Raw genomic sequence first — 24,526 nt, 5'->3', positions numbered from 1 at the left:
CTCCCGCGCCGCCCCTCACGCAAAGGGATTCACCCGCGCCTGCACTGCGGCGATCCGCGAGAGCGGGATGATCCGACCCGCGATCTCGACGTAGTCGGCGGCGACCATGTCGGTGCGCCCGCGGATCGTCCTGCCCGTCGCCCGCAGCTCGATGACGATCTCCTCATGCCAGGCGGCCAGACGCCGCAGCGCCGACCCCATCCCGAGCCTCTCCAGCGGACCCGCCCCGTGGTCGTGCCGGCGGGATCCGGTCCGCAGCTCGTAGAGACAGGCCAGTGACACGATCGTCACCTCCGTCCCGGCGATGACGCAGATCCCGGCACCGAGGAAGACCGCTGTCCCCGTGATCTCCCGACTCTCGGTCGTCACCCTGACCTCCTCCCCGAGGCTGCCGCGCAGGCGCTCGAGGAGAGTCCGCTCCGCGGCCTGCATCGCGAGCTCATCGGAGAACTCGCCGCGTCGGGCATGACGCTCGCGCCATGTGTGCATGGCTTCGAGGTCATCGAGGAAGGCGTCGATCCGCTCGTCCATATCGTGAAGCTTGCCCGAGTCCCGCGATGTCCGCAAGAGACCGAGCTAACTACAGTGTCGTAGTTCGATGAATCCTATTGACATCAAATACAGTCAAACTGCATGATTGCTGAACATTCACACTTAAGGATGTTCACAATGTATCTTATCGGGCTCTGTGCCATCTCCTGGCTGTCTCTGCTCGGCGGCTTCGCCTCTCTGTGGGTGGCCCTCACCCAACCGTGGACGGTCAGCGACCTCGTCGTCCTCACGCTCGCCGGCGCGGCCGTCCTCGCGTTCGCCCGCCTCGGCCTCACGGCCCTCCTCGCGCTCGTCACCGCCGTGCTGCCGACCGGTCGTCTGCGGACCCGGCTCAGTGCGGCAGCGGTGCGGCTGGCGCCCCGGATGCTCGCGTCGAGCGTGCTCACCGCCGTCGCCATCGGCTGCGCGGCCCAGAGCGCCCTCGCCGTCGGTGGCGGCTCCGGCCCGAGCCTCGAGGTCAATGCCGGTCCGAGCCTCGCCGGCAACGCCGGTCCGAGCCCCGCCGCAGTTCCGAGGGTTGCGAGCGTCACCGACAGTTCGGGTGTCGACAGCAGACCCGTGACCGCCTCGGACCTGCCCGACCCCGGATGGCCGACGACTCCCGGTGCGCCGCTCGACCCCGGATGGCCGACCACCGACCCTGCCGATCCTCCGGCGAGCCCGGATCCGCCGAACAGCACTGATCCGCCCGACGGTGCGTCCGACACCGCGAATGACCCGGACGGCGAGACGCCCGACACCGACACCCGCGACCCCGACGCCCCTGCCGCGCCCGGCCCGGACTCCTCCACACCGACGGTGCACATCGTCAGCCGTGGGGAGAGCCTGTGGTCGATCGCCTCCGAGCTCACCGATTCCGATGACGCGCGCGGGACGCTCGTGGCCGCCATCCACTCGGCCAACCGCGACGTCATCGGCGCCGACCCCGATCTCATCATGCCCGGACAGCGATTGGAGATCCCCTCATGAGCGCACCCCTCGTCCTCACGCGCCCGGCCCGCACGACTGCCCCGGCCACGCGGCTGACCCGCAGCGCCCCTGGCGCCTCTCCCCCGCGGCCGGTGCCGCCGGACGATGACGGCGAACGGATCGCCGCGACGGCGACGTCTCTGGCCATCGCGTGCCTCGAGATCTTCTCCGGGGTGCGTCGCAGCGACACGATCGCCCGCTGGGTCGACCAGGAGCTGCTCGAGAAGATCGATCGGCGCGCTCAGCTGCGAGCGGAGATCGCCCCGACGAGACCGGTCCGCGACCATGCGGCCGAACGCACGCTGACCGCCGGGCGCTCCCGCGTGTGCCGCGTCGCCGAGACCGTCGCCGAGGTCACGGTCATGGTCCGCACGCCCGCGCGCTACCGGGCCGTGGCGATCCGCCTCGAACTGCTGACGAACCGCTGGACGATGACGGCGCTGCAGACCATGTGAGACCCGTCAGCGCTTCGCCTTCTTCTTCGCCCGGCGCTGGGCGCGGTTGGCCGGAGCCGGGTCGTCCGCGCTGTCGGCGTCGTCCTCGGTCACCGAGGTGCCGCCGTCCTCCGACGGAGCCGAGAGCTGCATCTTCGGGGTGGTGTGGCGCAGCTCTGCCGCGTCGACCTCGACCTCCGAGTCGTCACCGGATTCGCCCTGCGGTCGGTTGACGGTGACCTCGAGGGTGTCGGTGAGGCGCACGACGTCCTCCTTGATCCCGTCCTGCATCGTCGTGAACATCTCGAAGCCCTCGCGCTGGTACTCCACGAGGGGGTCGCGCTGGGCCATCGCGCGCAGGCCGATGCCGTTCTTGAGGTAGTCCATCTCGTAGAGGTGCTCGCGCCAGCGCTTGTCGATGACGGAGAGGACGACACGGCGCTCGAGCTCACGGGTCGCCTCCTCACCGAGATCCTCCTCGCGCTGGGCGTAGAAGACGTCGATGTCGGACTGGATCTCCGCGTTGAGGCGGTTCTTCGTGAGGTTGCTCAGCCCGCCAACCTCCTCGGCGAGGTCCTCCTCCGTGATCGAGGGGGTGTAGATCTTGCCGAGCGCCTCGAAGAGCTCGTCGACCTTCCACTCCTCGACCGGGCCGGTCGTCGCGGCCTGGACGTACGCGTCGATGACCTGTTCGCGGAAGCTCGCGACCTGATCGGCGAGGTCCTCGCCGTCGAGGACCTTGCGGCGCTCGTCGTAGATGACGGTGCGCTGGCGGTTGAGGACGTCGTCGTACTTGAGCACGTTCTTGCGCTGCTCGGCGTTGCGCTGCTCGATCTGCGTCTGCGCCGAGAGGATCGCCCGGGTGACCATCTTCGACTCGAGCGGGACGTCGTCGGGCACATTGGCCGTGGCCATGATCCGCTCGGCGGCACCGGAGCCGAAGAGGCGCATGAGGTCGTCGGTGAGCGAGAGGTAGAAGCGGCTCTCCCCCGGGTCGCCCTGACGCCCCGAGCGTCCGCGCAGCTGGTTGTCGATGCGTCGGGACTCGTGGCGTTCGGTGCCGAGGACGTAGAGACCGCCGAGTTCGATGACCTCCTCGGCCTCCGACTCGACCTTCGCCTCCGCCTCGGCGAGGACGTCCTGCCACTGCTTCTCGTACTCCTCGGCGTCCTCGACGGGGTCGAGTCCGCGCTTCTCCATCTCGGCGACGGCGATGAACTCGGCGTTGCCGCCGAGCATGATGTCGGTGCCGCGGCCGGCCATGTTCGTCGCCACGGTGACCGCGCCCTTCCGTCCGGCGAGAGCGACGATCGCCGCCTCACGGGCGTGGTTCTTCGCGTTGAGCACCTCGTGGCGGACACCGCGCTTGGCGAGGTGCTTCGAGAGGTATTCGCTCTTCTCGACGCTCGTCGTGCCGACGAGGACCGGCTGACCGGTCTCGTGGCGCTCGACGATGTCGTCGACGACGGCATCGAACTTCGCGATCTCGTTCTTGTAGACGAAGTCGGACTGGTCGACGCGCTGCATCGGCTTGTTCGTCGGGATCGGCACGACGCCGAGCTTGTACGTCGACATGAACTCGGCAGCCTCGGTCTCGGCCGTGCCGGTCATGCCCGAGAGCTTGTCGTAGAGGCGGAAGTAGTTCTGCAGGGTGATCGTCGCCAGCGTCTGGTTCTCCGCCTGGACCTTGACGTTCTCCTTCGCCTCGATGGCCTGGTGGAGGCCCTCGTTGTAGCGACGGCCCTTGAGGACGCGACCGGTGTGCTCGTCGACGATGAGCACCTCGCCGTCGAGGAGGACGTAGTCCTTGTCCTTCTTGAACAGCTCCTTCGCGCGGATCGCGTTGTTGAGGAAGCTGATGAGCGGGGTGTTCTCCGCGTCGTAGAGGTTGCCGATGCCGAGGTAGTCCTCGACGCGTTCGATGCCGGGTTCGAGCACGCCGACGGTGCGCTTCTTCTCGTCGACCTCGTAGTCGCGGTCGGCCTTGAGTCGTTTGACGACCTTCGCGAACTCCTCGTACCAGCGGTTCGCGTCGCCTTCGGCGGGACCGGAGATGATGAGCGGGGTGCGGGCCTCGTCGATGAGGATCGAGTCGACCTCGTCGACGATCGCGAACGAGTGCCCGCGCTGGACGAGCTCCTCGGCCGTCCACGCCATGTTGTCGCGGAGGTAGTCGAAGCCGAACTCGTTGTTCGTCCCGTAGGTGATGTCGGCGGCGTACTGCTTGCGGCGCTCGTCCGAGGGCATGTTCGCCTGGATGCAGCCGGTCTCCATGCCGAGGAAGCGGAAGACGCGGCCCATGAGCTCGGACTGATAGGTCGCGAGGTAGTCGTTGACGGTGATGACGTGGACGCCGTTGCCGGTCAGCGCGTTGAGGTACGCCGGCGCGGTGGCCACGAGCGTCTTGCCCTCACCGGTCTTCATCTCCGCGATGTTGCCGAGGTGCAGGGCGGCCCCGCCCATGAGCTGGACGTCGAAGTGGCGCATGCCCAGCGTCCGTCCGGAGGCCTCGCGCACCGCGGCGAAGGCTTCGGGCAGCAGCGAATCGAGCGACTCGCCGTCGGCGACGCGCTTCTTGAACCGGTCGGTCTCCTCGCGCAGCTCGGCGTCGGACATCTCGCTGAACTCATCGGACAGCTGATTGATGGCGTCGGTGTACCGGCGGAGCTTCTTCAGCGTCCGGCCCTCACCGGTGCGCAGAAGCTTCTCGAGGATGTTAGCCACTTCTCTCCTATTCGGCGCGGGGCGCCTGACGACAACTCGAATGACTGTATAGGCCCTAGCTTAATGGCAGGTGAGTCCCGCACACATCCACCGACCCCGCCCCCAGCCACCGTCCCAGCGCGGTGAGTTCGGCGGTGAGCTCGTCCCAGTGCTCCTCCCCCGGCTCCCAGGTCACCTTGAGCGCGCGGAGCACTCCCGCCGGTCCGTCGCGGTGGACGTCGACGCGGGCGACGAGGCGGTCGCCGAGGAGGAACGGCATGACGTAGTACCCGTGCTTCCGCCGGGACGCGGGGGTGTAGATCTCGATGCGGAAGTGGAAGTCGAAAAGCCATTCGATGCGCGGGCGGTGGAAGACGAGCGGGTCGAAGGGGGCGAGCAGGGCTCTGGCCGCCGTCGCCCGCGGGGTCCTCGCCGCATGCCAGCGCAGGGCGGGCGAGCCCGCGACCTCGACCTCGACGAGTTCGCCAGAGGTGAGCAGCGTCTCGATCGCGACGTCGGTCGGGGCGCGCAGCTGTCGGAAGTAGTCGGCGAGGCAGTCCGGGCGCGCGACCCCGAGAGCCCGGGCGGCGATGCGCGTGAGGGCCAGCACGTCGTTGGCCGTCCCGGACACGCCCCGCGGGGGCTTGCCCGCGCCGCTCTGCAGCCCGAGGTCCGGGGCCTCCGGGGTGCCGTAGGCGAGGACCGGTTCGCCGAGGAGGGGGCTGACATCGCGCGGCAGCGCATAGATGCGCTCGAAATGGTCATTGCGTCCCGCGGAGCTCACCGCCCCGGAGACGAAGAGCGCTTCGAGCGCCGACTTCACCTGGCTCGGGTTCCACCCCCAGTGCCCGCGGTGGCGTTCGGGTAGGTCATGGTCGACGAGCTCGGAGACCGACCTGGCGGTCTGCGGTCCGTCCTCGAGCGCCTCGAGGAGGGACCGCTGCAGGGCCCGAAAGGCCGCCCCGGTCTCCGGGTGGCGCTGTCCGTGGTCGATGCGCCACCACTCCGCTCGGCTGCGGGCGAAGTGGCGCCACGTCTCCGGGGGCACGAAGGCCGCCGCGTGCGCCCAGTACTCGGCGCCCATCCGCGGGTCGGAGTAGAGGAGCCGGTCGAGCCGACTGCGGTCATAGGGTCCCAACCGCGAGTAGAAGGGCAGGTAGTGGGAGCGCACGACTCGGGCGACCGAGTCGATCTGCGCCAATCCCATCCGCTCGAACGTCGCCTTGAGATGGCGCGCGGTGACCTGCGGCGGGCGGGGACGGTCGAGACCGGTCGCCGCGATCGCCGTCCGCCGCGCCGCCGCCAGTGACATCGTCTGCATGGCCCCACGATAGGCCACCCCACTGACGCGACCCAGCTCTGCCCGTTCGGCCGAGTCGGATCGGCCGAACGGCTGAGGTCGCCGCCCCCTGCCGCGCGACAGGATGGAGATCCCACAGCGGACCACCCTCCGGTCCGTCCCTCGAACACAGGAAGGACCTCTCATGAAGAAGGTCATCATCGCCCTCACCTCCGTTCTCACCGCGCTGGCAGTCGGCATCGGCGCGCTCTTCTTCTGGGAGTACCGGTCGAAGGCCCAGCTCGAAGCCCAGGTCGAGGACTACCTCGGCGGCTGCGACGTCACCGCCTCGGGCATCGAGGTCCACGGGCGCCCCTACATCCTCTCGGCGATGGCCGAGCGGGCCGAGCTCACCTACGTCGATCTCGCCCCGCAGGCCGGGACGAAGAAGGACCAGCTCATCGTCCACGAGCTCAGCGACGGCCGGGCGGCCCGCGTCTCCCGCTTCGTCACCTTCGACTACCCGCAGGCGGATGCGCGCCCCGTCGAGGACGAAGCCGGGGCGTTCACCGACCAGGCGACGATGGGCGGGAAGACCGTGACGTTCTCCGGCACCGCCGGTGACGGCAAGCTCGAGGTCTTCGCCGACGACCGCAGCATCGGCAGCCTCGACCTGCCGAACGGTGCGACGCTGACCTCGGTGTTCGCCAACAACGACGGCGTCGCCGCGGAGATCGAGTACGCGGACCCGACGTGCGCTCGCGCCTGAGGACCCGACCGCTCGGCGATGACTAGACTCCGAGACATGAAGACCGTCCTGACCTGGCTGTGGCTCGTGCCGGTACCGCTCTGCCTGGGACTCGACATCCTCGCCGCGTTCGGACTGCTCACCGCGCTGACCACGGTGGCCGCCACCGTGGTCAGCGCCGTCGTCCTCATCCGCACCCGGCTGACGACCCGCACGGCAGCCGCGGTCAGCCCGGGCACGGCGCGCCTGCTGCTCATCGTCGTCGCCGTCCTCGTCGCCGCCCAGCTCGTCCTCGTCGTGGGCTCCGGCATCAGCATCACTGTGCTGTGGCTCAGCCTCGTCGTCCTCGCCGTCCTCGGTCGGGTCGCCGTCTCCCCGCTCCAGATCACCGGGCTCGTCGTCCTCGCCGTCGCCGCCGTCCTCGCACCGGGGCTCGCCGCCGGCTTCTCCGCCGGGGACGGCTTCACGTTCGCCTTCGGCGCCTCGACCGGGGTCATCGCCGCCCTCGCCCTCGGCCTGCTCCTGCGGATGGTCGACCGCTCGCTCATCGAACGTCACGCCACCGCCGTCGCCGACGAGCGCCGCCGCATCGCCACCGAACTCCACGACATGGTCGCCCACGAGGTCACCGGCATCGTCGTCCTCTCCCAGGCGGCCGCCCGCAGCGACGACGTCGGCATCCTCCACACGGCGCTGGGCAAGATCGAGGAGTCGGGCACCCGCGCGCTCGAGGAGATCCGCGCCCTCGTCTCGGCCACCCACGACGATGCCGCTGCCGCCCGGACCCCGGTGACGACCGGCCGCCAGGGACTCCTCGATCGGGTCGAGGCCTTCCGCGCGGCCGGGGGCACTGCGGTGACCGTCGACCTCGATGCCTCCCTCGCCGAGGCGGTCCCCGGCCCCGTCTGGGCCGTCCTCGACCGCGTCCTCGTCGAATCCCTGACGAACATCCGCCGGCACGCGGGCACCGCCGTGCCGGTGACGATCGGACTCACCGCCGACGACATCACCGCCGACCGCCTCGGCGCCGTGATCCTCACGATCGCCAACGCACCGGGGGCCGAGGGGATCGGACGCGGCAGCGGCTCCGGTCTCATCGGACTCCGCCACCGGGTCGAGGGCACCGGCGGCACCCTGACCGCCGGTCCCGTCGCCGGCGGCTGGGAGGTCCGCGCCCGCATCCCGCTCACTGCACCGATTCAACCGACCCCGCCGACCCACCCGAAGGAGCCCCGCCGATGATCAGAGTCGCCCTCGTCGATGACCAGGAGATGGTCCGGATGGGCTTCGCGCTCATCCTCGATGCCGACCCCGACATCACCGTCGTCGGGCAGGGTGCTGACGGGGTCGATGCGATCGAGCTGACCAAGCGGGAGCACCCCGACGTCGTCCTCCTCGACATCCGCATGCCCCGCCTCGACGGACTCTCCGCGCTGCCGCGGCTGACCCCCCTGACGAAGGTCATCATGGTGACGACGTTCGACGACGAGGAGTACGTCGATGCCGCCCTCGACCAGGGCGCGAGCGGGTTCCTCCTCAAGGACGCCGGACCCGACCTCCTCATCGCCGGGGTCAAGGCCGCCGTCGACGGGGAGGCCCTCATCTCTCCCGCCCTCACCCTCGCTCTCCTGCGCCGCCGCTCACCGGCCGCGCAGCCGCACGCCGGGCCCGGCCGCGACCGGGTGGAGAGCCTGAGCGAGCGCGAACGCGACGTCGCCGCCCTTGTCGCCACGGGACTGACGAACCAGGAGATCTGTGCCGAGCTCTACATCTCCCTCGGCACCGTCAAGACGCATCTCGGGAACATCCAGACCCGCCTCGGCGCCCGCAATCGCGTCGAGATCGCGGCCCGCATGTGGGAGTCGGGGGCGATGGATCAGCCGAACGGCTGAGGGCGGAGCCGGCGAACCGGTCGCCCGGCCGATGTCTCAGGCCGCTTCCCCGACGAGGATGGAGGCCATGAACTCACACGCACTCACCCCGCCGGTACCCGCTTCCGCGCAGCCGACCGGCGACCAGCTCACCCGTCCCCGCCGGATCGCCGCCCTCGACGTGCTGCGCGGCGTCGCCCTGTGCGGCATCATCTTCGTCAACCTGCCGCCGATGTTCGGACTCAGCTCGGTCGACGGCAGCGGCGACACGCTCCCGTTCTACGCCGCGAGCCAGGACTTCGTCCAGGGCCGGTTCTTCCCGATCTTCTCGATCCTCTTCGGCATCGGCTTCGGCATCATGTGGCACTCCGCCCGCCGACGCAGCCCCCGGCCCCGTCTCGCCCTGCTGCGCCGATTCCTCTTCCTCGGCGCCCTCGGCGCCCTCCACATGCTCCTCCAGCCCGGTGAGGCGCTCCTGCCGTACGCTCTCGCCGCGCTCGTCGTCCTCCTGCCCTCGACGTGGCTGCCCGCCCGCGTCCTCCCGGCGATCACCTCGGGTCTCGGCGCGCTCCTCCTCATCGCCGGAATGGCCACCGGCGGCGGGATGGCGATCATTCCCGGCCTCTTCCTCCTCGGCTTCGCGATCGGCTACACCGACTTCGTCCGCACGGCGCTGGCTCACCCGGGCCGCCTCGCCCTCGTCGGCGGGCTCGCCGCCGCCGTCACCGTCACCGGGTTCCTCACCACGGACTACCTCACCCGCCAGCTCGATCAGTGGATCACCGCGGGCCTGGGGATCACGATGGCTCTGTGCTATGTCATCGTCGTCCTGCTCCTCATGCGCACCCCCGCCGAGTCGGTCCTCCGGGCCGTGTTCGCGCCGCTGGGGCGGATGGCGCTGACGAACTACATCGGCGCCACGCTCCTCCTCGTCGGCGTCCGCTTCCTCGTCCCCGACCTCGCGGCCTTCGACAGCGAGGGCGGCTACGTCGCGGCTGCGGCTGTGTGCACGGCGATCCTCATCGTCCAGATCATCGCCTCCGCCGTGTGGCTGCGGTTCTTCTCGCAGGGCCCGCTCGAGCGTCTGTGGCGCATCGTCACGTGGGGCCCCTCCCGCGCCGAGCGCTGAGCCTCCCGCGCCGAACACTGAACAGCCCACCTCCCGGACATGCGCCGAGGCGGCACTCCCCTTCACGGGGTGTGCCGCCTCGGTAGCGTCGTCGGGTCAGGCGGTGCCTAGTCGGCGACCGTCTCCGGCAGCGCCTCTTCGCTGACGAGGTCCTCGTCGAGGGCGATGACACCGTAGCTCCAGCCCTTGCGGCGGTAGACGACGGAGGGCTTCGACGACTCCTCGTCGATGAAGAGGTAGAAGTCGTGGCCGACGAGCTCCATCCGGTTGAGCGCCTCCTCGATGCCGATCGGCGCCGCCGCGAACGACTTCTCCCGCAGCACCACGGGCGAATCGCCCTCTGCCTTGATCCGGCCGTTCGTCTGGTCGGGGGTCGATGCGGTCGTCTCGGCGTCGGCATCGGCCTCGGTCCCTCCGAGCGGCTCGGCGACGGGCATCTTCGCGAGCGCCTCGGCGGTCGACTCCTTGCGATGACGGCCGACGCGGGACACCTTGTTCCTGTCCCTGGCCCGCCTCAAGCGCTCGACGAGCTTGGCCCACGCGAGGTCGAGGGCGGCGTACTTGTCGCTCGCCATCGCCTCGGCGCGGATGACCGGACCCTTCGCCACCACCGTGAGTTCGACCCGCTCGCTCGTCTCGGGCTGCTTCGTGTTCTTATCGTGAGCGACGTGGACCTCGACACGCTGCGCGCGAGGCGCGAGCTGCTCGACTTTGGCGATCTTGTCTTCGATGTGCGCGCGGAAGCTGTCGGAGATGGTCAGTTGGCGTCCGGTGACAACAATGTCCATGATGGGTCCTTTGGCGACTCGTTCTTCGGATGAATCCGATCCCATTCCCTTGGATGGGTAAACACCGTTATACAGTAAAGGGAGAGACAAATCGAGTGCCCCCGCGACCGAGTCCGATGACTGCGGCAACAGCGGGTCTGACCTGCACCGATGTTAATACTCTTGCGCTTTCGGCCAAGGTCGCGCCGGTGGTCGAGAAATCGTCGACGAGAATGACCGTGGCGGTCTCCGCAGCGATTTCCCGCACCCGCCGGGAGGGCGGATTCGGGATGAGGAATTGCGAGTTCTCCGCATTGTGCGCCCGCTCGTGTGCCCCGAGTCCGACCTGGTCGTGGCGCCTGCGCGCGGCGAGGACGTCGATGACCTCGAGCGACAGGTCCGGAGCGAGCTGCCCGGCCCGCCGGGCGAGGGCGGCGGTGTGCGATCCTCCGCGGCGGCGGAGAGCTGCCTGCGAACTCGGTGCGGGCACGACGCCCACCGGTCCGCCCGGATGACCGACGAGGTCGAGGGCGGCGACGATCGCCCGTGCGAGAGCGAGGGCGAGCGGGTCGAGGACGTCCCGACGGCCGTTGTCCTTGAAATTGACCACCATATGGGACACCCGCGAGTTGTATTCCGAGACCCCGACGACGGGCAGCGTCCCGTACCGCGGCTCCATCGCGCGCGGAACGCCGCCGAGGAGCATGAGGCACGTCGTGCACAGCGAGACGGTCTCCCGCCCGCAGCCGGCGCACCGTCGCGGCAGGAAGAGATCGGAGAACTCGCTCAGCAGCCCCATCGCAGCGACTCAGCCCGGATACGCGGGATCCTTCGCCGTGACGTCGATGAGCTTCTGCCACGCGTTCGAGTTATACGAGTAGATCTCGCCGGCGGTCCCGGTCACGAGGATCGAGCGACCGTCCTCGCCGGCCGCGATCCGGTCGCCGCCGCCGGGCAGCTGGCCGAGCTGCTCGGGCGGACCCGCGACGTGGACCCGGTAGGGCTGGACGGTCTCGCCCGGCAGCTGCGCGAGCACCGCGAGCGAGGTCGACCCGCCCCACGAGATGTCCTGGATCCCGGAGAAGTACGAGCCGACCTGCAGCGGGGCGTCGGAGAGGGAGGCGGCGGGGTTGCCCGCCCGGTCGCGCGGGATGCCGACGACGTCGATGCGCTCGGGCTGATCGCCCTGCCGGCTGAGCACCGCCAGCCTGGTGCCGTCCCGGGAGACCTCGAGATCGAGCAGGGTGCGACCGGAGAGGAAGTCCGCGGCGACGGTGTAGACCTGATCGTCGCGGCCGACCGCCGTGATCTCGCCCTTGTTGTCGCGCTCGCCCGTCCAGATCGAGTTGAACCGGTCGATGCTCGGCCCGACGAGCGACGACCCGTTGAGCACGGTGCGCGACTCCGAGGAGTCCGCGCGCAGCCGCTTGAGGTGCTGCCCGTCGTCCTCGAGGTACGCGTAGATCGAGTCGTCGAAGGACACGGCCGGGTCGCTGGCCTTGGCATCGCTGAGGTCGGGGCTGTTCTCCGCCCGGGCCACCGTGGTGCCGGAGATCCGCGAGATCCGGTTGTTCGCGATGACGACCGGCGGCCCGTCGACCTGGACGGAGGAGTCCGTCTTCGGCTGCAGGCTCTCGGACACGACCTGACCGCCGATCGTCAGCTCGACGCTCGAGACCGAGGGGATGGCCCGCAGCGTCGAGGCGATCTGCTGCCGGATGAGGCCCTTCTCCCGGTCCGTCGGCGCCGGGGTGAGATTGCCGAGGGAGACGTTGGCGACGCCGTTCTCGATCGTCACGACGTTCGAGTCGTTGAGCTTCGCCCCGTCGGGGGCCGCCGTGATGACGGCCCCGGCGAGGTAGGGCGCGGGCCCGGTGAGGAGTTCGTTGATGATCGCCGTCGGGGTCGACGACGAGCGCAGGAACCACCGGGAGTCGGGCACGAGGTAGGAGAAGTCAGAGGTGAAGAACTCGAGCGAGTAGCTGAGGAAGATCGTGCGGAACGTCGTCGGGGTGACGAGCAGGCCGTCGGGGGCCGAGGAGATCCGCCATTCCCCGTTCTCCTGGCGCAGCGAGAACTCGAGGTTCGAGCGGGTGTCCGGGGTCGCCGAGGAGAAGATCCCCGAGGAGTCGACGATGCCGACGACGGGAGCTGACATCGTCAGCGTCTTCTGGTCGGAGGTGACCTCGTAGTTGAGCGAGTCGAGGTCGGTGTCGCCGGGCAGCACGGACACCGAGGCGAGCGGGTTCCACTCCTGGGCCTCCGCCTCGGTGAGGAACGACTTCGCGACGGCGAAGTTGTTGCCGGTCCCGGCGCCGGCGGCGAGGAACCCGCGGACGATCTCCCCGACGCTGTCACCGGGCTTCGGCCCGTCCGGGGTCCGCGCGCTGCCGGCGGCGGCCTCGTTCGATGCCGCCGGGAGGTGTCCGACGGGCGAGGTCGTGGGAATCGAGGAGCACGCGGTCAGGGCGAGGCTCGCGCAGACGGCGAGGACGATCGTGACCACGCGCATCCGGGCTGTCGACGGTCTCATGAGCTTCCCTTCTGCAGTTCGCTCTCCTCCGCCTCGGCGGGTTCGCTGCGGTCGGGGACCGCCTCGGCGAGATCGGCTTCGACGACGATGGGGATCGACCCGGTCTGGATCCGCACCGAGCCGTCGGAGGACATCGGGCCGGCGACGAGCGCGGAGCCGCGGATCTGCGCGTCCCGCGGCGGCAGCGGCAGCGGCGACGAGGTGATCTCCTGGTCGGGACGGCGCGGCAGCGTCAGCCGGAAGCACGAGCCCTCCCCCGGGTTGCCCCACACCTGGAGCCAGCCGCTGTGGAGGTGGGCGTCCTCGAGCGAGATCGCCAGGCCGAGGCCGGACCCGCCGAGGGTGCGCTTGCGGGCGGGGTCGGCGCGCCAGAACCGGTCGAAGACGTGCTCGACCTGCTCCTCATTCATGCCCACGCCGTGGTCGCGCACGCTCACGGCCACCGCCTCGGCGTTCGAGGCGACGTAGACGTCGATCGGCTTGCCCTCCCCGTGCTCGATGGCGTTGACGACGAGGTTGCGGATGATCCGCGTGATCCGCACCCGGTCGACCTCGGCCATGACCGGTGAGGACGGGGCATGGACGACGATGTGCGTCGACATCTGGTCGGCGATCATCGAGACGGTCTCGACGACGGAGGTGACGATCGCGCCGACGTCGACGGGTTTGGCGACCAGCGCTGCGGCCCCGGCGTCGTAGCGGGAGATCTCGAGGAGGTCGGAGAGGAGGGCGTCGAAGCGCTCGGCCTGCGAGTTGAGCAGCTCGGCGCTGCGGGCAGTCACCGGATCGAGGTCGTCGCGCGCATCGTAGATGAGGTCGGCGGCGGCGCGGATCGTCGCGAGCGGGGTCCGCAGCTCATGGGAGACGTCGGAGACGAACTGCCGCTGCAGCACCGAGAGCCGCTCCATCTGCTGGATCTGGTGCTGGAGGGTGTCGGCCATGTCGTTGAAGCTCTCCCCGAGCACCGCGATCTCGTCGTTGCCGTGGACGGGCATGCGCTCGTCGAGGTCGCCGTCGGCGATGAGGCGGGCCACCTCCGCACCGGTGCGCACCGGGGTGACGACGAGGCGGGTGACGATCCACGCGACCGCACCGACGAGGACGACGAGGACGAGGGCGGCGACGAGCATCGACCGCTGGACGAAGTCGAGGGTGTTCTGCTGTTCGGTCAGATCGCCGAGGTAGTAGAGCTGGAACTGCCCGGCGCCGGGGACCGTGAGCTCCTGCGTGATGAGCAGGCCCGGCCCCTGCCCGCCCGGCAGGCTCACCGACTGGTAGAGCATGTCATCGGTCGGCGCCTGCCCGATCGCCTCCCGCAGGTCCGAGCTCACCGGCATCTCCGCCGCCGACTCGGCTGAGGAGTCCATGCCGACGCTGATCGTCGAGAACGACGAGTTCGGGTCCCGCGGCTGCAGGGTGAGCGCGTAGACCGAACCGGTCGAGCGGTTGAAGATCGAGGAGAGCTGGGAGGACAGGTTCTCCTGGGTCACGGCCTGCCCGTCGGCGGGGGCGACGCTGCGCAGTTCGGCGACGATCGTCGCCGCCTGCTTCGACAGGGAGTCGAGCCGGTTGTCGAAGAGCCCGCGGGAGATCTGCTGGGACATGTACGTGCCGACACCGAAGATCGCCACCGAGGTGAGGATGACGGTGAGGACGACGATCCGCACCTGCAGGGAGTAGCTGAACGACCGGCGGATGAACGCCCAGAGGCTCGTGAGTCCGTTCGCTGTGGTGCGGAGGGCTCCGCGCACGGCGGAGGTGGGGTTCACGCCGCTCGGCCCGCCTTGTACCCGACCCCGCGGACGGTGACGATGATGTCCGGCTTCTCCGGATCGCGTTCGATCTTCGATCGCAGGCGCTGGACGTGGACGTTGACGAGCCGGGTGTCGGCGGCATGCCGGTAGCCCCACACCTCTTCGAGCAGGGTCTCACGCGAGAACACCTGCCAGGGCTTGCGGGCGAGGGCGACGAGAAGGTCGAATTCGAGCGGGGTCAGCGAGATCGGCGCCCCGCCCTTCGTCACGGTGTGACCGGCGACGTCGACGACGACATCGCCGACGGTGAGCAGTTCGGGGGCCTGCGGCTCGGAGATGCGCAGGCGCGCCCGCACCCGGGCGATGAGCTCCTTGGGCTTGAACGGCTTGGGCACGTAGTCGTCGGCGCCGGATTCGAGACCGAGGACGACGTCGACGGTGTCCGACTTCGCGGTGAGCATGATGATCGGCACCGAGGAGACGTCGCGGATCTCCCGGCAGACCTCGAGCCCGTCCTTGCCGGGCAGCATGAGATCGAGGAGCACGAGGTCGGGTCCCACCTTCTGGAACTCGTCGAAGGCCTGGTCGCCGGTCGCGGCGAAGAAGGGTTCGAAGCCCTCACTTTTGAGCACGATTCCGATCATCTCGGCCAGAGCCGTGTCATCATCAACTACGAGGATACGAGCGTTCATACCTCCATTGTCGCTTAAAGTCATGTGAAGTTTCGACCGGGACACCCGGTGTCGGCCATCCGTGGCAGGATTGTCTGCAATGGGACGAACGAACGCATGGACTTCGCAGGTCGACTGGCAAACCGGCCGGTGGCAGCCCCGCAGTCCGTCTCCGGGGCATTCGCCGTGGCGACCGCCGCTTCCCCGCGGCATCCTCCCCAAGCGTCCCCTGACGTTCTTCGAGGTCCTCGACACCGGCTTCCGCCTGCTCCGCTTCATCCCGTCCCTGGCCATCGGCGCCCCCCTCATCGTCGTCACCCTCGGCACGCTGGCGCTGACCGCGGCGGGCACGGCGCTGACGCTGACCTTCCTGCCGTTCCTCGCCGACGTCATGGCCGACGACGAGGCGATGTCGGGCTTCGCGCTGCTGGCGCAGCTCGGGTCGTTCGTCCTCGGCCTCCTCAGCCTCGGGTTCGTCCACTTCCTCGCCGGTCTGCTCGCCCCCGGAGCCGAGAACTCCTTCGGGGCGCGGCGGACGACGCTGACGGCGGCCTGGCGCGCCCTGACCGGACGCCGCCTCAGGCTCGTCGGGGCGGCCCTGCTCATCACCGGCATCGACACCGTGCTGCTGGCGCTGCTCGCCGGCCCCGCCGTGGCCGCCGGCCTCCTCGGCGCCCCGATCATCGGCGGTGTCATCGGACTCCTCCTCCTCGGCGTCTGGGTGCTCGCCGTCGTCTGGCTCAACCTGCGCCTGGCCTTCACCGGTGCGGCGATCGCCGCCGAGGACGCAGGCATCGGCGGCGCACTCGCCCGCTCGTGGCGGCTGACCGGCAGCGGCTTCTGGCGCACCCTCGGCCAGCTCGGACTCGGGTACCTGCTGGCCAATCAGCTCATCCAGCTCGTCATCTCGCCCTTCGTCTTCGTCGTCACCATCGTCCTCACCGCGGTCCTCTCGACCTCCGGCGGGGACCTTGCGGTGATGGCGGCGATCGCGATCACCGCAGGTGCCGTCGTCCTCGCGCTCACCGCGGTCTCCTCCGCCGTCCTCTACGGCTACTTCTCCTGCCTCGTGTGCGTGAGCTACTTCGATGCCCGGATGCGCAGCGAGGGCTTCGACCTCGTCGTCATCCGCACCGAGGAGGCGGCCGCGTCATGATCCCGCCCATCGTCGCCGCCGCCTCCGGGGTCATCGACCGTGACACCGGTCGCGAATGGCTCAACCGCGAACTCAGCCGCAGCGAGTATGCGGAGAACGACCTCACACCGCTCGAACAGCTCGGGCGCTGGCTCGGCGATGTCTGGGCCGCGCTCCTCTCCGCGGCGCTGGGAGGGAAATCGCCGTGGCTGCTCCTCCTCGTCGTCGCGGCAGTCGCGGTGCTCATCGGACTCATCGTCTGGCGGGTGCGGCGCCTCGGTCTGCGGCGGGCCCGGATGCCCTTGGCGGCCTTCGACGCCGTCGTGACCTCCCCGCGCCCCGAACCGTGGCGGGAGAGCGCCCGAGCCGCCCACGAGCGCGGCGATCATCGGACCGCGGTCATCGACGAGGCCCGGGCGATCTTCGCCGTCCTCGGCCTCAAGCACGTCATCGACCTCGAAGCCGCCCAGACGGCGAATGAGATCACCCGCGTCGCCGGCACTGCCCTGCCCGCGCACGCGACCGCCCTGCGGCGGGTCTCACGCGTCTTCGACGACCTCATGTTCGGACCCGACGACGAGCTCGGGCCGACCGACCTCGCCGGCGTCTACGCCGAGTTCCTCGCCCTCGACGCCGAGCTCGACGCCCTCCCCGCCCACCGCGGCGCACCCGCCCGGAGCGGCGACCCCTCCCGGACCCTGACCGCCGAGGCGGGACGACGATGAGCGCGGCGATCGATGTCGCCACCCGCGGCACCGTGAGCACCGCGGTCGTGCCGTTGAGCGCCCGGCTGCGCTCGGCCGGGGTGTGGATCGTCGGCGCCGTCGTCGTCCTCATCACCGTCATCGCCACGCTGCTCATGACCAGTGACCGCGCCCCGGAGGACCCGCTCCACTACGACGGGGTGGGCCGGGAGGGGATGAAGGCCCTCGTCGAGACCCTGCGCGACCACGGCACCGAGGTGGTGACGACCGAGAGCCTCGATGCCGCCCGGGAGGCGAGTGCCCGACCCGACACGACGCTGCTCATCCCCGCCGGTGCCGACGTGCTCAGTCCCGGGGACGTCGACGGGCTGACCTCGGCCCTGCGCGAGGAGGGCAACCGGCTCGTCCTCGTCGACCCCGGCATCAGCCTCGGCGCGTTCACCGATCGGCTCACCACCGCCGTCTCCGATTCCCCGCTGGCCGATCCCGATCCCGTGTCCGCGCCTGCGTGTCGGATTCCCGCAGCCGTGGCGGCCGGCGACGTGAGCACGGGTGAGAGCCTCTACGCGGCCGTCGAGCCCGGCGACCCTCAGATCCGCATCTGCTACCCGCAGACCGGACCCGGAATCATCGCGGACCCGGATGACCCCGCCGGGCAGCTCGTCGTCGACGACGGCGGCGACGTCCCCCTCACGGTCCTCGGCAACGGCAGCTGGCTGAGCAACGGCGAGATCGACGAGGACGGCAATGCGGCGCTGTCCCTCTCGACGCTGTCGCAGACTCCGAACCTCGTCGTCTACTACCCGCGGGAGGGCACCGATGTCGCTCCTCCCCCGTCGACGATCGACTTCGTGCCCAGCTGGTTCCTCGCCGGCGCAGCCTGGCTCGTCCCCTGCCTCCTCGTTCTCCTCCTCGTCCTCGGGCGCCGCTTCGGACCGCTCGCCGTCGAACGCCTGCCCGTCGTCGTGCCTGCTGTCGAGACCGTCTTCGGCCGGGCGGCACTGGCTGAGCGCAGTCGCGACCGCGCCGGGGCCCTCCATGCGCTGCGCACCGCGGCGCTGCTGCGCATCGCCGCGCGACTCGCGCTCGGTCCCGAGGTCGGCCGCGACGTCCTCCTCACCCGGGTCGCCGGCGCCACAGGTCGCGATCCCACGCAGGTGACCTGGGCGTTCGCCACCGCCGCCCCCGCCACCGACCGCGAACTCACCGAGGTCGTCGACCTCATCGACACGATCGAAAGCGAGATCCCATGACCAGCAGCCACCCTGCGCGCCCCTCGACTCCCCCGGGTGTGCCTCCGGCCGCGCCGGGGCCGGACACCCCGAACGACCACCTGGCCGCCAACGGCCAGGCCACCGCCGGCCGGGCGCCGGCGGACGCTCCTGTCGGCCGGGCACCGTCCGAGGCTCCCGCCGACCCGCTCGCGGCGGCCTTCGCCGCGGTGCGGGGTGAGATCGGCAAGGCCGTCGTCGGACAGGACGACGCGGTCACCGGTCTGCTGCTCGCCCTGCTGTGCCAGGGCCATGTGCTCCTCGAAGGCGTGCCCGGGGTGGCGAAGACCCTGCTCGTGCGCAGCTTCGCGACGGCCGTCGACCTCGACCACACGCGCATCCAGTTCACCCCCGACCTCATGCCCTCCGACGTCACCGGGTCGCTCGTCTTCGACGCGGCCACCTCGGACTTCGAGTTCCGCAGCGGGCCCGTCTTCACGAACGTCCTCATCGCCGATGAGATCAACCGGACTCCGCCGAAGACGCAGTCGGCCCTTCTCGAGGCGATGGAGGAGCATCAGGTCTCCGTCGGCGGCCGCTCCCGGGCCCTGCCCGAGCCGTTCATCGTCGCCGCCACCCAGAACCCCCTCGAGTACGAGGGGACCTACCCGCTGCCGGAGGCCCAGCTCGACCGGTTCCTCTTCAAGCTCGTCCTCACCCTGCCCGACCGCGACCGCGAGTTCGAGATCCTCGACCGGCACGCCCACGGCTTCGACGCCGGCCGCCTCGACGTCGCGGGGCTGCGCCCCGTGCTCGACCGCGACATGATCGCCCGTGCCCGGCAGGCGGTGGCGACCGTCCACATCGCACCGGAGATCATCACGTACATCGTCGATCTCGCCCGCGCCACCCGGCAGGCGCCGTCCCTGGCCCTCGGCGTCTCACCCCGCGGGGCGACGCGGATGCTCGCCGCCGCTCGCGCCCTGGCCTGGCTGGCCGGTCGCGACTACGTCACCCCCGACGATGTGAAGTTCCTCGTGCCGATGACCTTGGGCCACCGGGTCATCCTCCGCCCGGAGGCGCAGATGGACGGACTGAGCGTCGGCCAGGTCCTCGACTCGATCGTCGCGACCACTGAGGTCCCCCGCTGAATGACCTCCCGTCTGCTCCTCCTCACCCTCCTCGGGATCGTGCCGGTCATGCTCGTCCCGGGGTGGACGAGCGCGCTCATCGTCGCCGGGGTCATCGCCGTCGTCGCCTTCGTCGACTGGCGGCTCGCTCCCGCCCCGCGCCTCATCGGCCTCCAGCGCACGCCGGGGCCGATGGTCCGCCTCGGCGAGGACACCACGGCCACGCTCACCCTCGTCAACGATTCGCCCCGGCGGATCCGGCTCTCGGTGCGCGACGCGTGGGCCCCGAGCGCCGGTGCCCACAGCACCCGAACCGCGCTCACCCTCGATCCCGGTGAGACGCGGGAGATCACGACCGTCTTCACGCCCCGCAGGCGCGGTGCCCTCGCCGCCGATCAGGTGACGCTGCGCACGGCGACGGCCCTCGGCCTCGTCCGGCGGCAGCGAAGCTTCGACGTCCCCGCCGCGATCCGGGTCCTCCCGCCGTTCGTCTCCCGTCGGGAGCTGCCGTCGAAGATGCAGAAGCTGCGGGAGCTCGAAGGGCGGTCCGCGGTGATGATCCGCGGCATGGGCACCGAGTTCGACTCCCTGCGCGACTACGTCGACGGCGACGACGTCCGGTCGATCGACTGGCGGGCCAGCGCCCGCGCCCAGGACCTCATCGTCAAGACGTGGCGCCCGGAGCGCGATCGCCGGGTCGTCATCGTCGTCGACTCCTCGCGGCTCGCGGCCCGCCGCAGCGGCGCGGGCACGGTCTTCGACGCCGCCCTCGAATCCGCGCTCCTGCTCACGGCGCTGGCCGCCGGGGCCGGGGACCGCGTCGACGTCATCGTCGCCGATGCCCGGGTGCGCGCGACCGCCTCGAGCCACCGCTCCTCCGACCCGGTCCACGACCTCTCCGTCGCGCTCACTCCCGTCCACCCCGAGCTCTACGACGCCGACTGGGAGCAGATCGCCGGCAGCGTGCTCGCGACCTCGCGGCAGCACGCCCTCGTCGTCGTCATCACCGCCCTCGACGAGGCGACCGTGGCCGAGGAGATCCTCCCCGTCCTCCCGACCCTGATGAGCCGTCACCGCGTCGTCGTCGCCTCCGTCGCCGACCCCGACCTGAACGACCTCGCCGCGCGCCGCGGCGACGCCACCGAGGTCTACACCGCTGCCGCGGCCGCCGCCGAGCTCCTCACGGTGGAGGCCCTGCGTGCCCGGCTGCGCGGGATCGGCGTCGATTCGGTCGCAGCGACCCCCGAACACCTGCCCGGAGCCCTCGCCGACCTCTACATCGGACTCAAGGCCACCGGCAGGCTCTGAGCCGCAGATACACTGTTGCCCACCGCCGCGGCGCGGGGCTGCCCCATCGCCTCGGCGACTGACTGCCATGCTGCCTCGGCGCGGGACCAGCCCACCGCTGCGGCGCGGTCACCGGTCGGTGGCGACGATCGCGTAGCCGGCCTCATGGTCCTCGAGGTCCGCCGAGAGCCCCGCCCGGGCGGCCCTCCTCCCGAGCGTTCCCGCATAGACGACGATGGCGGCCGTGTAGGCGACGCCGATCGCGATCTTCAGCGCGGGCGGCAGCGGATTGGGCGTGACGAAGCCCTCGATGAGTCCCGAGAGGAAGAGCATGATGACGAGCCCCCCGGCGACGACGAGGAGGGAGCGGGCCTCCCGGGCGAGCTTCGTGCGGCGCAGCTGCGGACCGGGGATCACCCAGGCGAAGAAGAGCCGCAGGCCGGCGGCCGCGGCGAGCAGGATGCAGCTGATCTCCGGGATGCCGTGGGGAAGGATGTAGAGGAAGAAGTCGGCGCCGCGGTCGAACTCGAACATCATCGCCCCCGAGAAGCCGACGTTGACGGCGTTGAGGAACAGTCCCTGGAGGACGAAGACGCCGGTGACGCCGAGGAGGACGAACTGCACGGCGATCCACGCGTTGTTCGTCCACACGCCGATGGCGAAGAAGCCGTTGGGGTTCTCCTTGTAGTACTCGACGAAGTCCTGTTCGGCGAACTGCCGGCGGTACTCGTAGTCGCCGAACGTGTCGAGGACCTCCGGGTGGGTGCCGGCCCACACCCCGGCGAGCACCGAGGCGGCGAGGAAGGCGAGGGCGATGACGACGAAGTCCCAGCGCAGCCGGTAGATCGACAGCGGAAGTGCGATGGCGAAGTAGCGGGCGATACCGGACAGACCGCCGGCCGGCACCGACGAGAGGTGGTTCCGCGCCCGGTGGACGATCGCCGAGAGCCGGGCCGCCTCGAGCGAGTCGGGGGCGACCGTCATGATCTGGGAGAGATCCTTCGACGCCGCCCGGTAGAGGTCGAGGAAGCGCTGAGCCTGCGCCGGATCGAGCCGATTGCGCTTCGCGAGATCCGCGAGCTCCCGCCACTTCTCACCGTGCATCTCGGCCAGCAGGTTCGGATCCATGCCTCCACCCTAGACGATCGGGCCCGGCACGAGTCTGTGCCGCGGGCGACCGCCTCGGTGTGCCAGGATGGTGGGGTGAGCACTCTCGTGACCGGCGAAGCCGTCGAACTCAGCGTCCAGCCGGCGGCCCTGGCCGCCCGGGCGCTCAGCTGCGCCATCGACTGGCTCCTCTACACCCTGGTCAACATCGGTCTGCTCATCGGCATGTTCTGGCTGCTTCTGCGGATCCTCGAGGTCAACACCCTCATCCTCGGATCGGTGATGACGATCATGAGCATCAGCGTCTTCGTCCTCCTGCCGATGCTCGTCGAGGTGCTCACGAAGGGCCGGTCGGTCGGCAAGCTCATCCTCGGTCTGCGCATCGTCCGCGACGACGGCGGGGCGATCCGGGTTCGGCACGCCGTCATCCGAGCGCTCCTGTGGCCCTTCGAGGTGCTCGCGACCGGCGGCGGGCTCGCCGCGCTCTCCGGTCTCGTCTCGCCGCAGACCAAGCGCCTCGGCGACTATCTGGCCGGGACGCTCGCGGTGAGCGAGCGCACGAGCCCGCCCCCGCCGGTCACCACCCACGTCGCCCCGCAGCTCGCCCACTGGCTGAGCGAGACCGATGTCTCCGCGGTGCCGACGGGACTGCACCGGCGCATCGTCGCGTTCCTCGCGATCGCCCCGAACCTCGGGCACGAGTCACGGTGGCAGCGGGCCGTCGAACTCGCCACGGAGCTCAATCCCCATGTCGCCCCCGCCCCGCCGGAGGGCACCCTGCCCGAGCAGTTCCTCTCCGCGATCGCCCACCGGCAGCGGTTGACCGAAGCCGCGAAACAGCAGCGCCGAGGTGTCCAGGCACAGCAGTTCCGCGCCGGCATCGACCATCTGCCGCACGGCCTGCGGCTGCGGTCCGGGACCGCGCAGGGAGATCACCGCGGCTGACGACACCCCGAAGGCGGCTGACGTCCGCCCCTGAAGAGGCCGCGTCGTCGCCGCCCGGCTCCCTTCCGGTGCCCGGCGTCTCAGTACCGGTAGTGGTCGGGTTTGAAGGGTCCGGCGACGTCGACGCCGATGTACTCGGCCTGCTCCTTCGTCAGTTCGCTCAGGCGCGCACCGAGGGCGGGCAGATGGAGGCGGGCCACCTTCTCGTCGAGCTCCTTCGCCAGCCGGTGGACCGCGTTGTCGTAGTCGGAGGCCGAGGCCCACAGTTCGATCTGGGCGAGCACCTGGTTGCTGAACGAGGCGCTCATGACGAACGACGGGTGGCCCGTGGCATTGCCGAGGTTGAGCAGGCGGCCCTCGGAGAGGACGAGGATCTCCGTCGTCTCCCGGTCGAGTCCGAGCTCGGCGGGCACGGGCACCGTCCACTGGTGGACCTGCGGCTTGATCTCGATCGTCGACACCCCGGGCAGGCGGCGCAGGCCGGCGAGGTCGATCTCGTCGTCGAAGTGCCCGACGTTGCCGACGATCGCCCCGGGCTTGAGCCGCTGGAGCGTCTCGACGCCGACGACCCGGGTGTTGCCGGTCGTCGTGATGACGATGTCGGCCTCGGCGGCCACCTCGTCGAGGAGGGCGACCTGGTAGCCGTCCATCGTCGCCTGAAGAGCGCAGATGGGGTCGATCTCCGTGACGACGACACGCGCACCCTGACCGCGCAGCGCCTCGGCGGCGCCCTTGCCGACGTCGCCGTAGCCGACGACGACGGCGATCTTGCCGCCGATGAGCACGTCGGTGGCGCGGTTGAGCCCGTCGGGCAGGGAATGGCGGATGCCGTAGCGGTTGTCGAACTTCGACTTCGTCACTGAGTCGTTGACGTTGATCGCGGGGAACGGCAGCTCCCCGGCCTCGGCGAGGCGGTAGAGCCGGTTGACTCCGGTCGTCGTCTCCTCGCTCACCCCGCGGATGCCGGCGGCCAGCGCGGTGAAGCGCCCGGGTGCCGCGGTCATCGCGGATTCGAGCTGGGCGAGGAACGCCTTGTACTCCTCGGGGTCGTCCTCGTCCGCGCTCGGCACGCGCCCGGCCGCTTCGGCCGCGGCGCCCTGCAGGACGTACATCGTCGCGTCCCCGCCGTCGTCGAGGATGAGGTTGGGTCCCTCGGCGAAGTCGAAGATCCGGTCGGCGGCCCACCAGTACTCCGGCAGGGACTCGCCCTTCCACGCGAAGACGGGCACACCCTCGGGGGACTCGGGGGTGCCGTGTCCGACGACGACGGCCGCAGCGGCCTCGTCCTGGGTCGAGAAGATGTTGCAGCTCGCCCAGCGCACCTGCGCGCCGAGGGCGACGAGCGTTTCGATGAGCACGGCCGTCTGCACCGTCATGTGGAGGCTGCCGGCGATGCGGGCCCCGGCCAGCGGTGCCTGTTCCGCGTACTCCTCGCGCAGGGCCATGAGGCCGGGCATCTCGCGTTCGGCGAGCCGGATCTGATGGCGACCCGCCTCGGCGAGACTGAGATCGGCGACCTGGAAGTCGGTGGGTTCGAGCACGGGGCCTCCTTGTGCGGTGGGGTGTCGGTGCAGCTGAGAGTCGGTGCGGCTGCGGG

22 protein-coding genes are annotated in these 24,526 nt (G+C 70.3%); 12 read left to right on the top strand and 10 right to left on the bottom strand.

Annotated features, from left to right (window positions below):
- Positions 1–15: 15 nt before the first annotated feature.
- The gene (locus tag ACFQ91_RS04575; RefSeq protein WP_198498406.1) at positions 16–531 is read right to left on the bottom strand and encodes a hypothetical protein; all 516 of its coding nucleotides are present in this window, start codon (positions 529–531) and stop codon (positions 16–18) included.
- Between the two features lie 138 nt (positions 532–669).
- On the opposite strand from ACFQ91_RS04575, the gene ACFQ91_RS04570 reads away from it, so the two are divergent.
- Entirely contained in the window at positions 670–1,521 is an 852-nt protein-coding gene (locus ACFQ91_RS04570; protein ID WP_198498405.1) for a LysM peptidoglycan-binding domain-containing protein, read from the top strand.
- Positions 1,518–1,976 (top strand): Rv3235 family protein, encoded by a 459-nt coding sequence (locus tag ACFQ91_RS04565; protein WP_198498404.1) that lies wholly within the window; start codon positions 1,518–1,520, stop codon positions 1,974–1,976. Before ACFQ91_RS04570 ends, ACFQ91_RS04565 begins: the two co-directional genes overlap by 4 nt.
- Before the next feature lie 6 nt (positions 1,977–1,982).
- On the opposite strand, the gene secA is transcribed toward ACFQ91_RS04565, so the two are convergent.
- Positions 1,983–4,679, bottom strand: a complete 2,697-nt coding sequence (gene secA, locus ACFQ91_RS04560) for a preprotein translocase subunit SecA (RefSeq protein ID WP_198498403.1) — start codon at positions 4,677–4,679, stop codon at positions 1,983–1,985.
- A gap of 55 nt (positions 4,680–4,734) precedes the next feature.
- Entirely contained in the window at positions 4,735–5,979 is a 1,245-nt protein-coding gene (locus tag ACFQ91_RS04555; protein WP_332839522.1) for a DNA glycosylase AlkZ-like family protein, read from the bottom strand.
- 163 nt (positions 5,980–6,142) lie between these two features.
- Here ACFQ91_RS04555 and ACFQ91_RS04550 point away from each other — a divergent pair, with 163 nt between their 5' ends.
- From ACFQ91_RS04550 to ACFQ91_RS04535, 4 genes are all read left to right on the top strand, one after another.
- The gene (locus ACFQ91_RS04550) at positions 6,143–6,706 is read left to right on the top strand and encodes a hypothetical protein (RefSeq protein WP_198498402.1); all 564 of its coding nucleotides are present in this window, start codon (positions 6,143–6,145) and stop codon (positions 6,704–6,706) included.
- A gap of 36 nt (positions 6,707–6,742) precedes the next feature.
- A complete protein-coding gene (locus ACFQ91_RS04545; protein ID WP_198498401.1) occupies positions 6,743–7,927 on the top strand; it encodes a sensor histidine kinase in 1,185 nt (394 codons plus the stop codon).
- Complete coding sequence (locus ACFQ91_RS04540; RefSeq protein WP_198498400.1) at positions 7,924–8,577, top strand: response regulator transcription factor; 654 nt, start codon at positions 7,924–7,926, stop codon at positions 8,575–8,577. The genes ACFQ91_RS04545 and ACFQ91_RS04540 overlap by 4 nt, the downstream gene beginning before the upstream one ends.
- A 67-nt stretch (positions 8,578–8,644) precedes the next feature.
- Positions 8,645–9,685 carry a DUF418 domain-containing protein gene (locus tag ACFQ91_RS04535; RefSeq protein ID WP_198498399.1) on the top strand — a complete coding sequence of 347 codons (1,041 nt, stop codon included), beginning with the start codon at positions 8,645–8,647 and terminating at the stop codon, positions 9,683–9,685.
- 107 nt (positions 9,686–9,792) lie between these two features.
- Here the strand turns inward: ACFQ91_RS04535 and hpf are convergent, their stop codons facing one another.
- From hpf to mtrA, 5 genes are all read right to left on the bottom strand, one after another.
- Positions 9,793–10,473: a ribosome hibernation-promoting factor, HPF/YfiA family gene (gene hpf / locus ACFQ91_RS04530; protein ID WP_198498398.1), complete on the bottom strand. Its 681-nt coding sequence runs from the start codon at positions 10,471–10,473 to the stop codon at positions 9,793–9,795.
- A 67-nt stretch (positions 10,474–10,540) separates the two neighbouring features.
- Positions 10,541–11,251: a ComF family protein gene (locus ACFQ91_RS04525; protein WP_198498397.1), complete on the bottom strand. Its 711-nt coding sequence runs from the start codon at positions 11,249–11,251 to the stop codon at positions 10,541–10,543.
- A gap of 9 nt (positions 11,252–11,260) precedes the next feature.
- Positions 11,261–12,985, bottom strand: a complete 1,725-nt coding sequence (locus ACFQ91_RS04520; protein ID WP_198498396.1) for an LpqB family beta-propeller domain-containing protein — start codon at positions 12,983–12,985, stop codon at positions 11,261–11,263.
- Positions 12,982–14,754 (bottom strand): MtrAB system histidine kinase MtrB, encoded by a 1,773-nt coding sequence (gene mtrB / locus ACFQ91_RS04515; protein WP_249120889.1) that lies wholly within the window; start codon positions 14,752–14,754, stop codon positions 12,982–12,984. Before mtrB ends, ACFQ91_RS04520 begins: the two co-directional genes overlap by 4 nt.
- Positions 14,751–15,431 carry an MtrAB system response regulator MtrA gene (gene mtrA / locus ACFQ91_RS04510; RefSeq protein WP_198498395.1) on the bottom strand — a complete coding sequence of 227 codons (681 nt, stop codon included), beginning with the start codon at positions 15,429–15,431 and terminating at the stop codon, positions 14,751–14,753. The genes mtrB and mtrA overlap by 4 nt, the downstream gene beginning before the upstream one ends.
- A gap of 79 nt (positions 15,432–15,510) precedes the next feature.
- On the opposite strand from mtrA, the gene ACFQ91_RS04505 reads away from it, so the two are divergent.
- From ACFQ91_RS04505 to ACFQ91_RS04485, 5 genes are read left to right on the top strand one after another with little or no spacing between them, the layout of a single operon-like run.
- The gene (locus ACFQ91_RS04505; RefSeq protein ID WP_198498394.1) at positions 15,511–16,566 is read left to right on the top strand and encodes a hypothetical protein; all 1,056 of its coding nucleotides are present in this window, start codon (positions 15,511–15,513) and stop codon (positions 16,564–16,566) included.
- On the top strand, positions 16,563–17,270 hold the full coding sequence (locus ACFQ91_RS04500; RefSeq protein ID WP_198498393.1) for a DUF4129 domain-containing protein: 708 nt from the start codon (positions 16,563–16,565) through the stop codon (positions 17,268–17,270). Before ACFQ91_RS04505 ends, ACFQ91_RS04500 begins: the two co-directional genes overlap by 4 nt.
- Positions 17,267–18,502: a DUF4350 domain-containing protein gene (locus ACFQ91_RS04495; RefSeq protein WP_198498392.1), complete on the top strand. Its 1,236-nt coding sequence runs from the start codon at positions 17,267–17,269 to the stop codon at positions 18,500–18,502. Before ACFQ91_RS04500 ends, ACFQ91_RS04495 begins: the two co-directional genes overlap by 4 nt.
- Complete coding sequence (locus tag ACFQ91_RS04490) at positions 18,499–19,611, top strand: MoxR family ATPase (protein WP_198498391.1); 1,113 nt, start codon at positions 18,499–18,501, stop codon at positions 19,609–19,611. The genes ACFQ91_RS04495 and ACFQ91_RS04490 overlap by 4 nt, the downstream gene beginning before the upstream one ends.
- The gene (locus ACFQ91_RS04485; RefSeq protein ID WP_198498390.1) at positions 19,612–20,898 is read left to right on the top strand and encodes a DUF58 domain-containing protein; all 1,287 of its coding nucleotides are present in this window, start codon (positions 19,612–19,614) and stop codon (positions 20,896–20,898) included.
- A 108-nt stretch (positions 20,899–21,006) separates the two neighbouring features.
- Here the strand turns inward: ACFQ91_RS04485 and ACFQ91_RS04480 are convergent, their stop codons facing one another.
- On the bottom strand, positions 21,007–22,005 hold the full coding sequence (locus ACFQ91_RS04480) for a stage II sporulation protein M (protein WP_198498389.1): 999 nt from the start codon (positions 22,003–22,005) through the stop codon (positions 21,007–21,009).
- 75 nt (positions 22,006–22,080) lie between these two features.
- Here ACFQ91_RS04480 and ACFQ91_RS04475 point away from each other — a divergent pair, with 75 nt between their 5' ends.
- Positions 22,081–22,929 carry an RDD family protein gene (locus ACFQ91_RS04475; RefSeq protein ID WP_198498388.1) on the top strand — a complete coding sequence of 283 codons (849 nt, stop codon included), beginning with the start codon at positions 22,081–22,083 and terminating at the stop codon, positions 22,927–22,929.
- Between the two features lie 80 nt (positions 22,930–23,009).
- Here the strand turns inward: ACFQ91_RS04475 and ahcY are convergent, their stop codons facing one another.
- Complete coding sequence (gene ahcY, locus ACFQ91_RS04470; RefSeq protein WP_198498387.1) at positions 23,010–24,470, bottom strand: adenosylhomocysteinase; 1,461 nt, start codon at positions 24,468–24,470, stop codon at positions 23,010–23,012.
- Between the last annotated feature and the right edge of the window lie 56 nt (positions 24,471–24,526).

Source organism: Brevibacterium sp. NPDC056726 (genome assembly GCF_042790515.1).
Lineage (GTDB): Bacteria > Actinomycetota > Actinomycetes > Actinomycetales > Brevibacteriaceae > Brevibacterium > Brevibacterium sanguinis.
Note: the sequence above shows the minus strand (reverse complement) of the source record. Positions and strands in the feature narration are given on the sequence as shown.

Coding starts and splice junctions, on each gene's coding strand:
- ACFQ91_RS04575 (WP_198498406.1), bottom strand. CDS start 531: ATGGACGAGCGGATCGACGCCTTCCTCGATGACCTCGAAGCCATGCAC.
- ACFQ91_RS04570 (WP_198498405.1), top strand. CDS start 670: ATGTATCTTATCGGGCTCTGTGCCATCTCCTGGCTGTCTCTGCTCGGC.
- ACFQ91_RS04565 (WP_198498404.1), top strand. CDS start 1,518: ATGAGCGCACCCCTCGTCCTCACGCGCCCGGCCCGCACGACTGCCCCG.
- ACFQ91_RS04555 (WP_332839522.1), bottom strand. CDS start 5,979: ATGCAGACGATGTCACTGGCGGCGGCGCGGCGGACGGCGATCGCGGCG.
- ACFQ91_RS04550 (WP_198498402.1), top strand. CDS start 6,143: ATGAAGAAGGTCATCATCGCCCTCACCTCCGTTCTCACCGCGCTGGCA.
- ACFQ91_RS04545 (WP_198498401.1), top strand. CDS start 6,743: ATGAAGACCGTCCTGACCTGGCTGTGGCTCGTGCCGGTACCGCTCTGC.
- ACFQ91_RS04540 (WP_198498400.1), top strand. CDS start 7,924: ATGATCAGAGTCGCCCTCGTCGATGACCAGGAGATGGTCCGGATGGGC.
- ACFQ91_RS04535 (WP_198498399.1), top strand. CDS start 8,645: ATGAACTCACACGCACTCACCCCGCCGGTACCCGCTTCCGCGCAGCCG.
- hpf (WP_198498398.1), bottom strand. CDS start 10,473: ATGGACATTGTTGTCACCGGACGCCAACTGACCATCTCCGACAGCTTC.
- ACFQ91_RS04525 (WP_198498397.1), bottom strand. CDS start 11,251: ATGGGGCTGCTGAGCGAGTTCTCCGATCTCTTCCTGCCGCGACGGTGC.
- ACFQ91_RS04520 (WP_198498396.1), bottom strand. CDS start 12,985: ATGAGACCGTCGACAGCCCGGATGCGCGTGGTCACGATCGTCCTCGCC.
- mtrA (WP_198498395.1), bottom strand. CDS start 15,431: ATGAACGCTCGTATCCTCGTAGTTGATGATGACACGGCTCTGGCCGAG.
- ACFQ91_RS04505 (WP_198498394.1), top strand. CDS start 15,511: ATGGGACGAACGAACGCATGGACTTCGCAGGTCGACTGGCAAACCGGC.
- ACFQ91_RS04500 (WP_198498393.1), top strand. CDS start 16,563: ATGATCCCGCCCATCGTCGCCGCCGCCTCCGGGGTCATCGACCGTGAC.
- ACFQ91_RS04495 (WP_198498392.1), top strand. CDS start 17,267: ATGAGCGCGGCGATCGATGTCGCCACCCGCGGCACCGTGAGCACCGCG.
- ACFQ91_RS04490 (WP_198498391.1), top strand. CDS start 18,499: ATGACCAGCAGCCACCCTGCGCGCCCCTCGACTCCCCCGGGTGTGCCT.
- ACFQ91_RS04485 (WP_198498390.1), top strand. CDS start 19,612: ATGACCTCCCGTCTGCTCCTCCTCACCCTCCTCGGGATCGTGCCGGTC.
- ACFQ91_RS04480 (WP_198498389.1), bottom strand. CDS start 22,005: ATGGATCCGAACCTGCTGGCCGAGATGCACGGTGAGAAGTGGCGGGAG.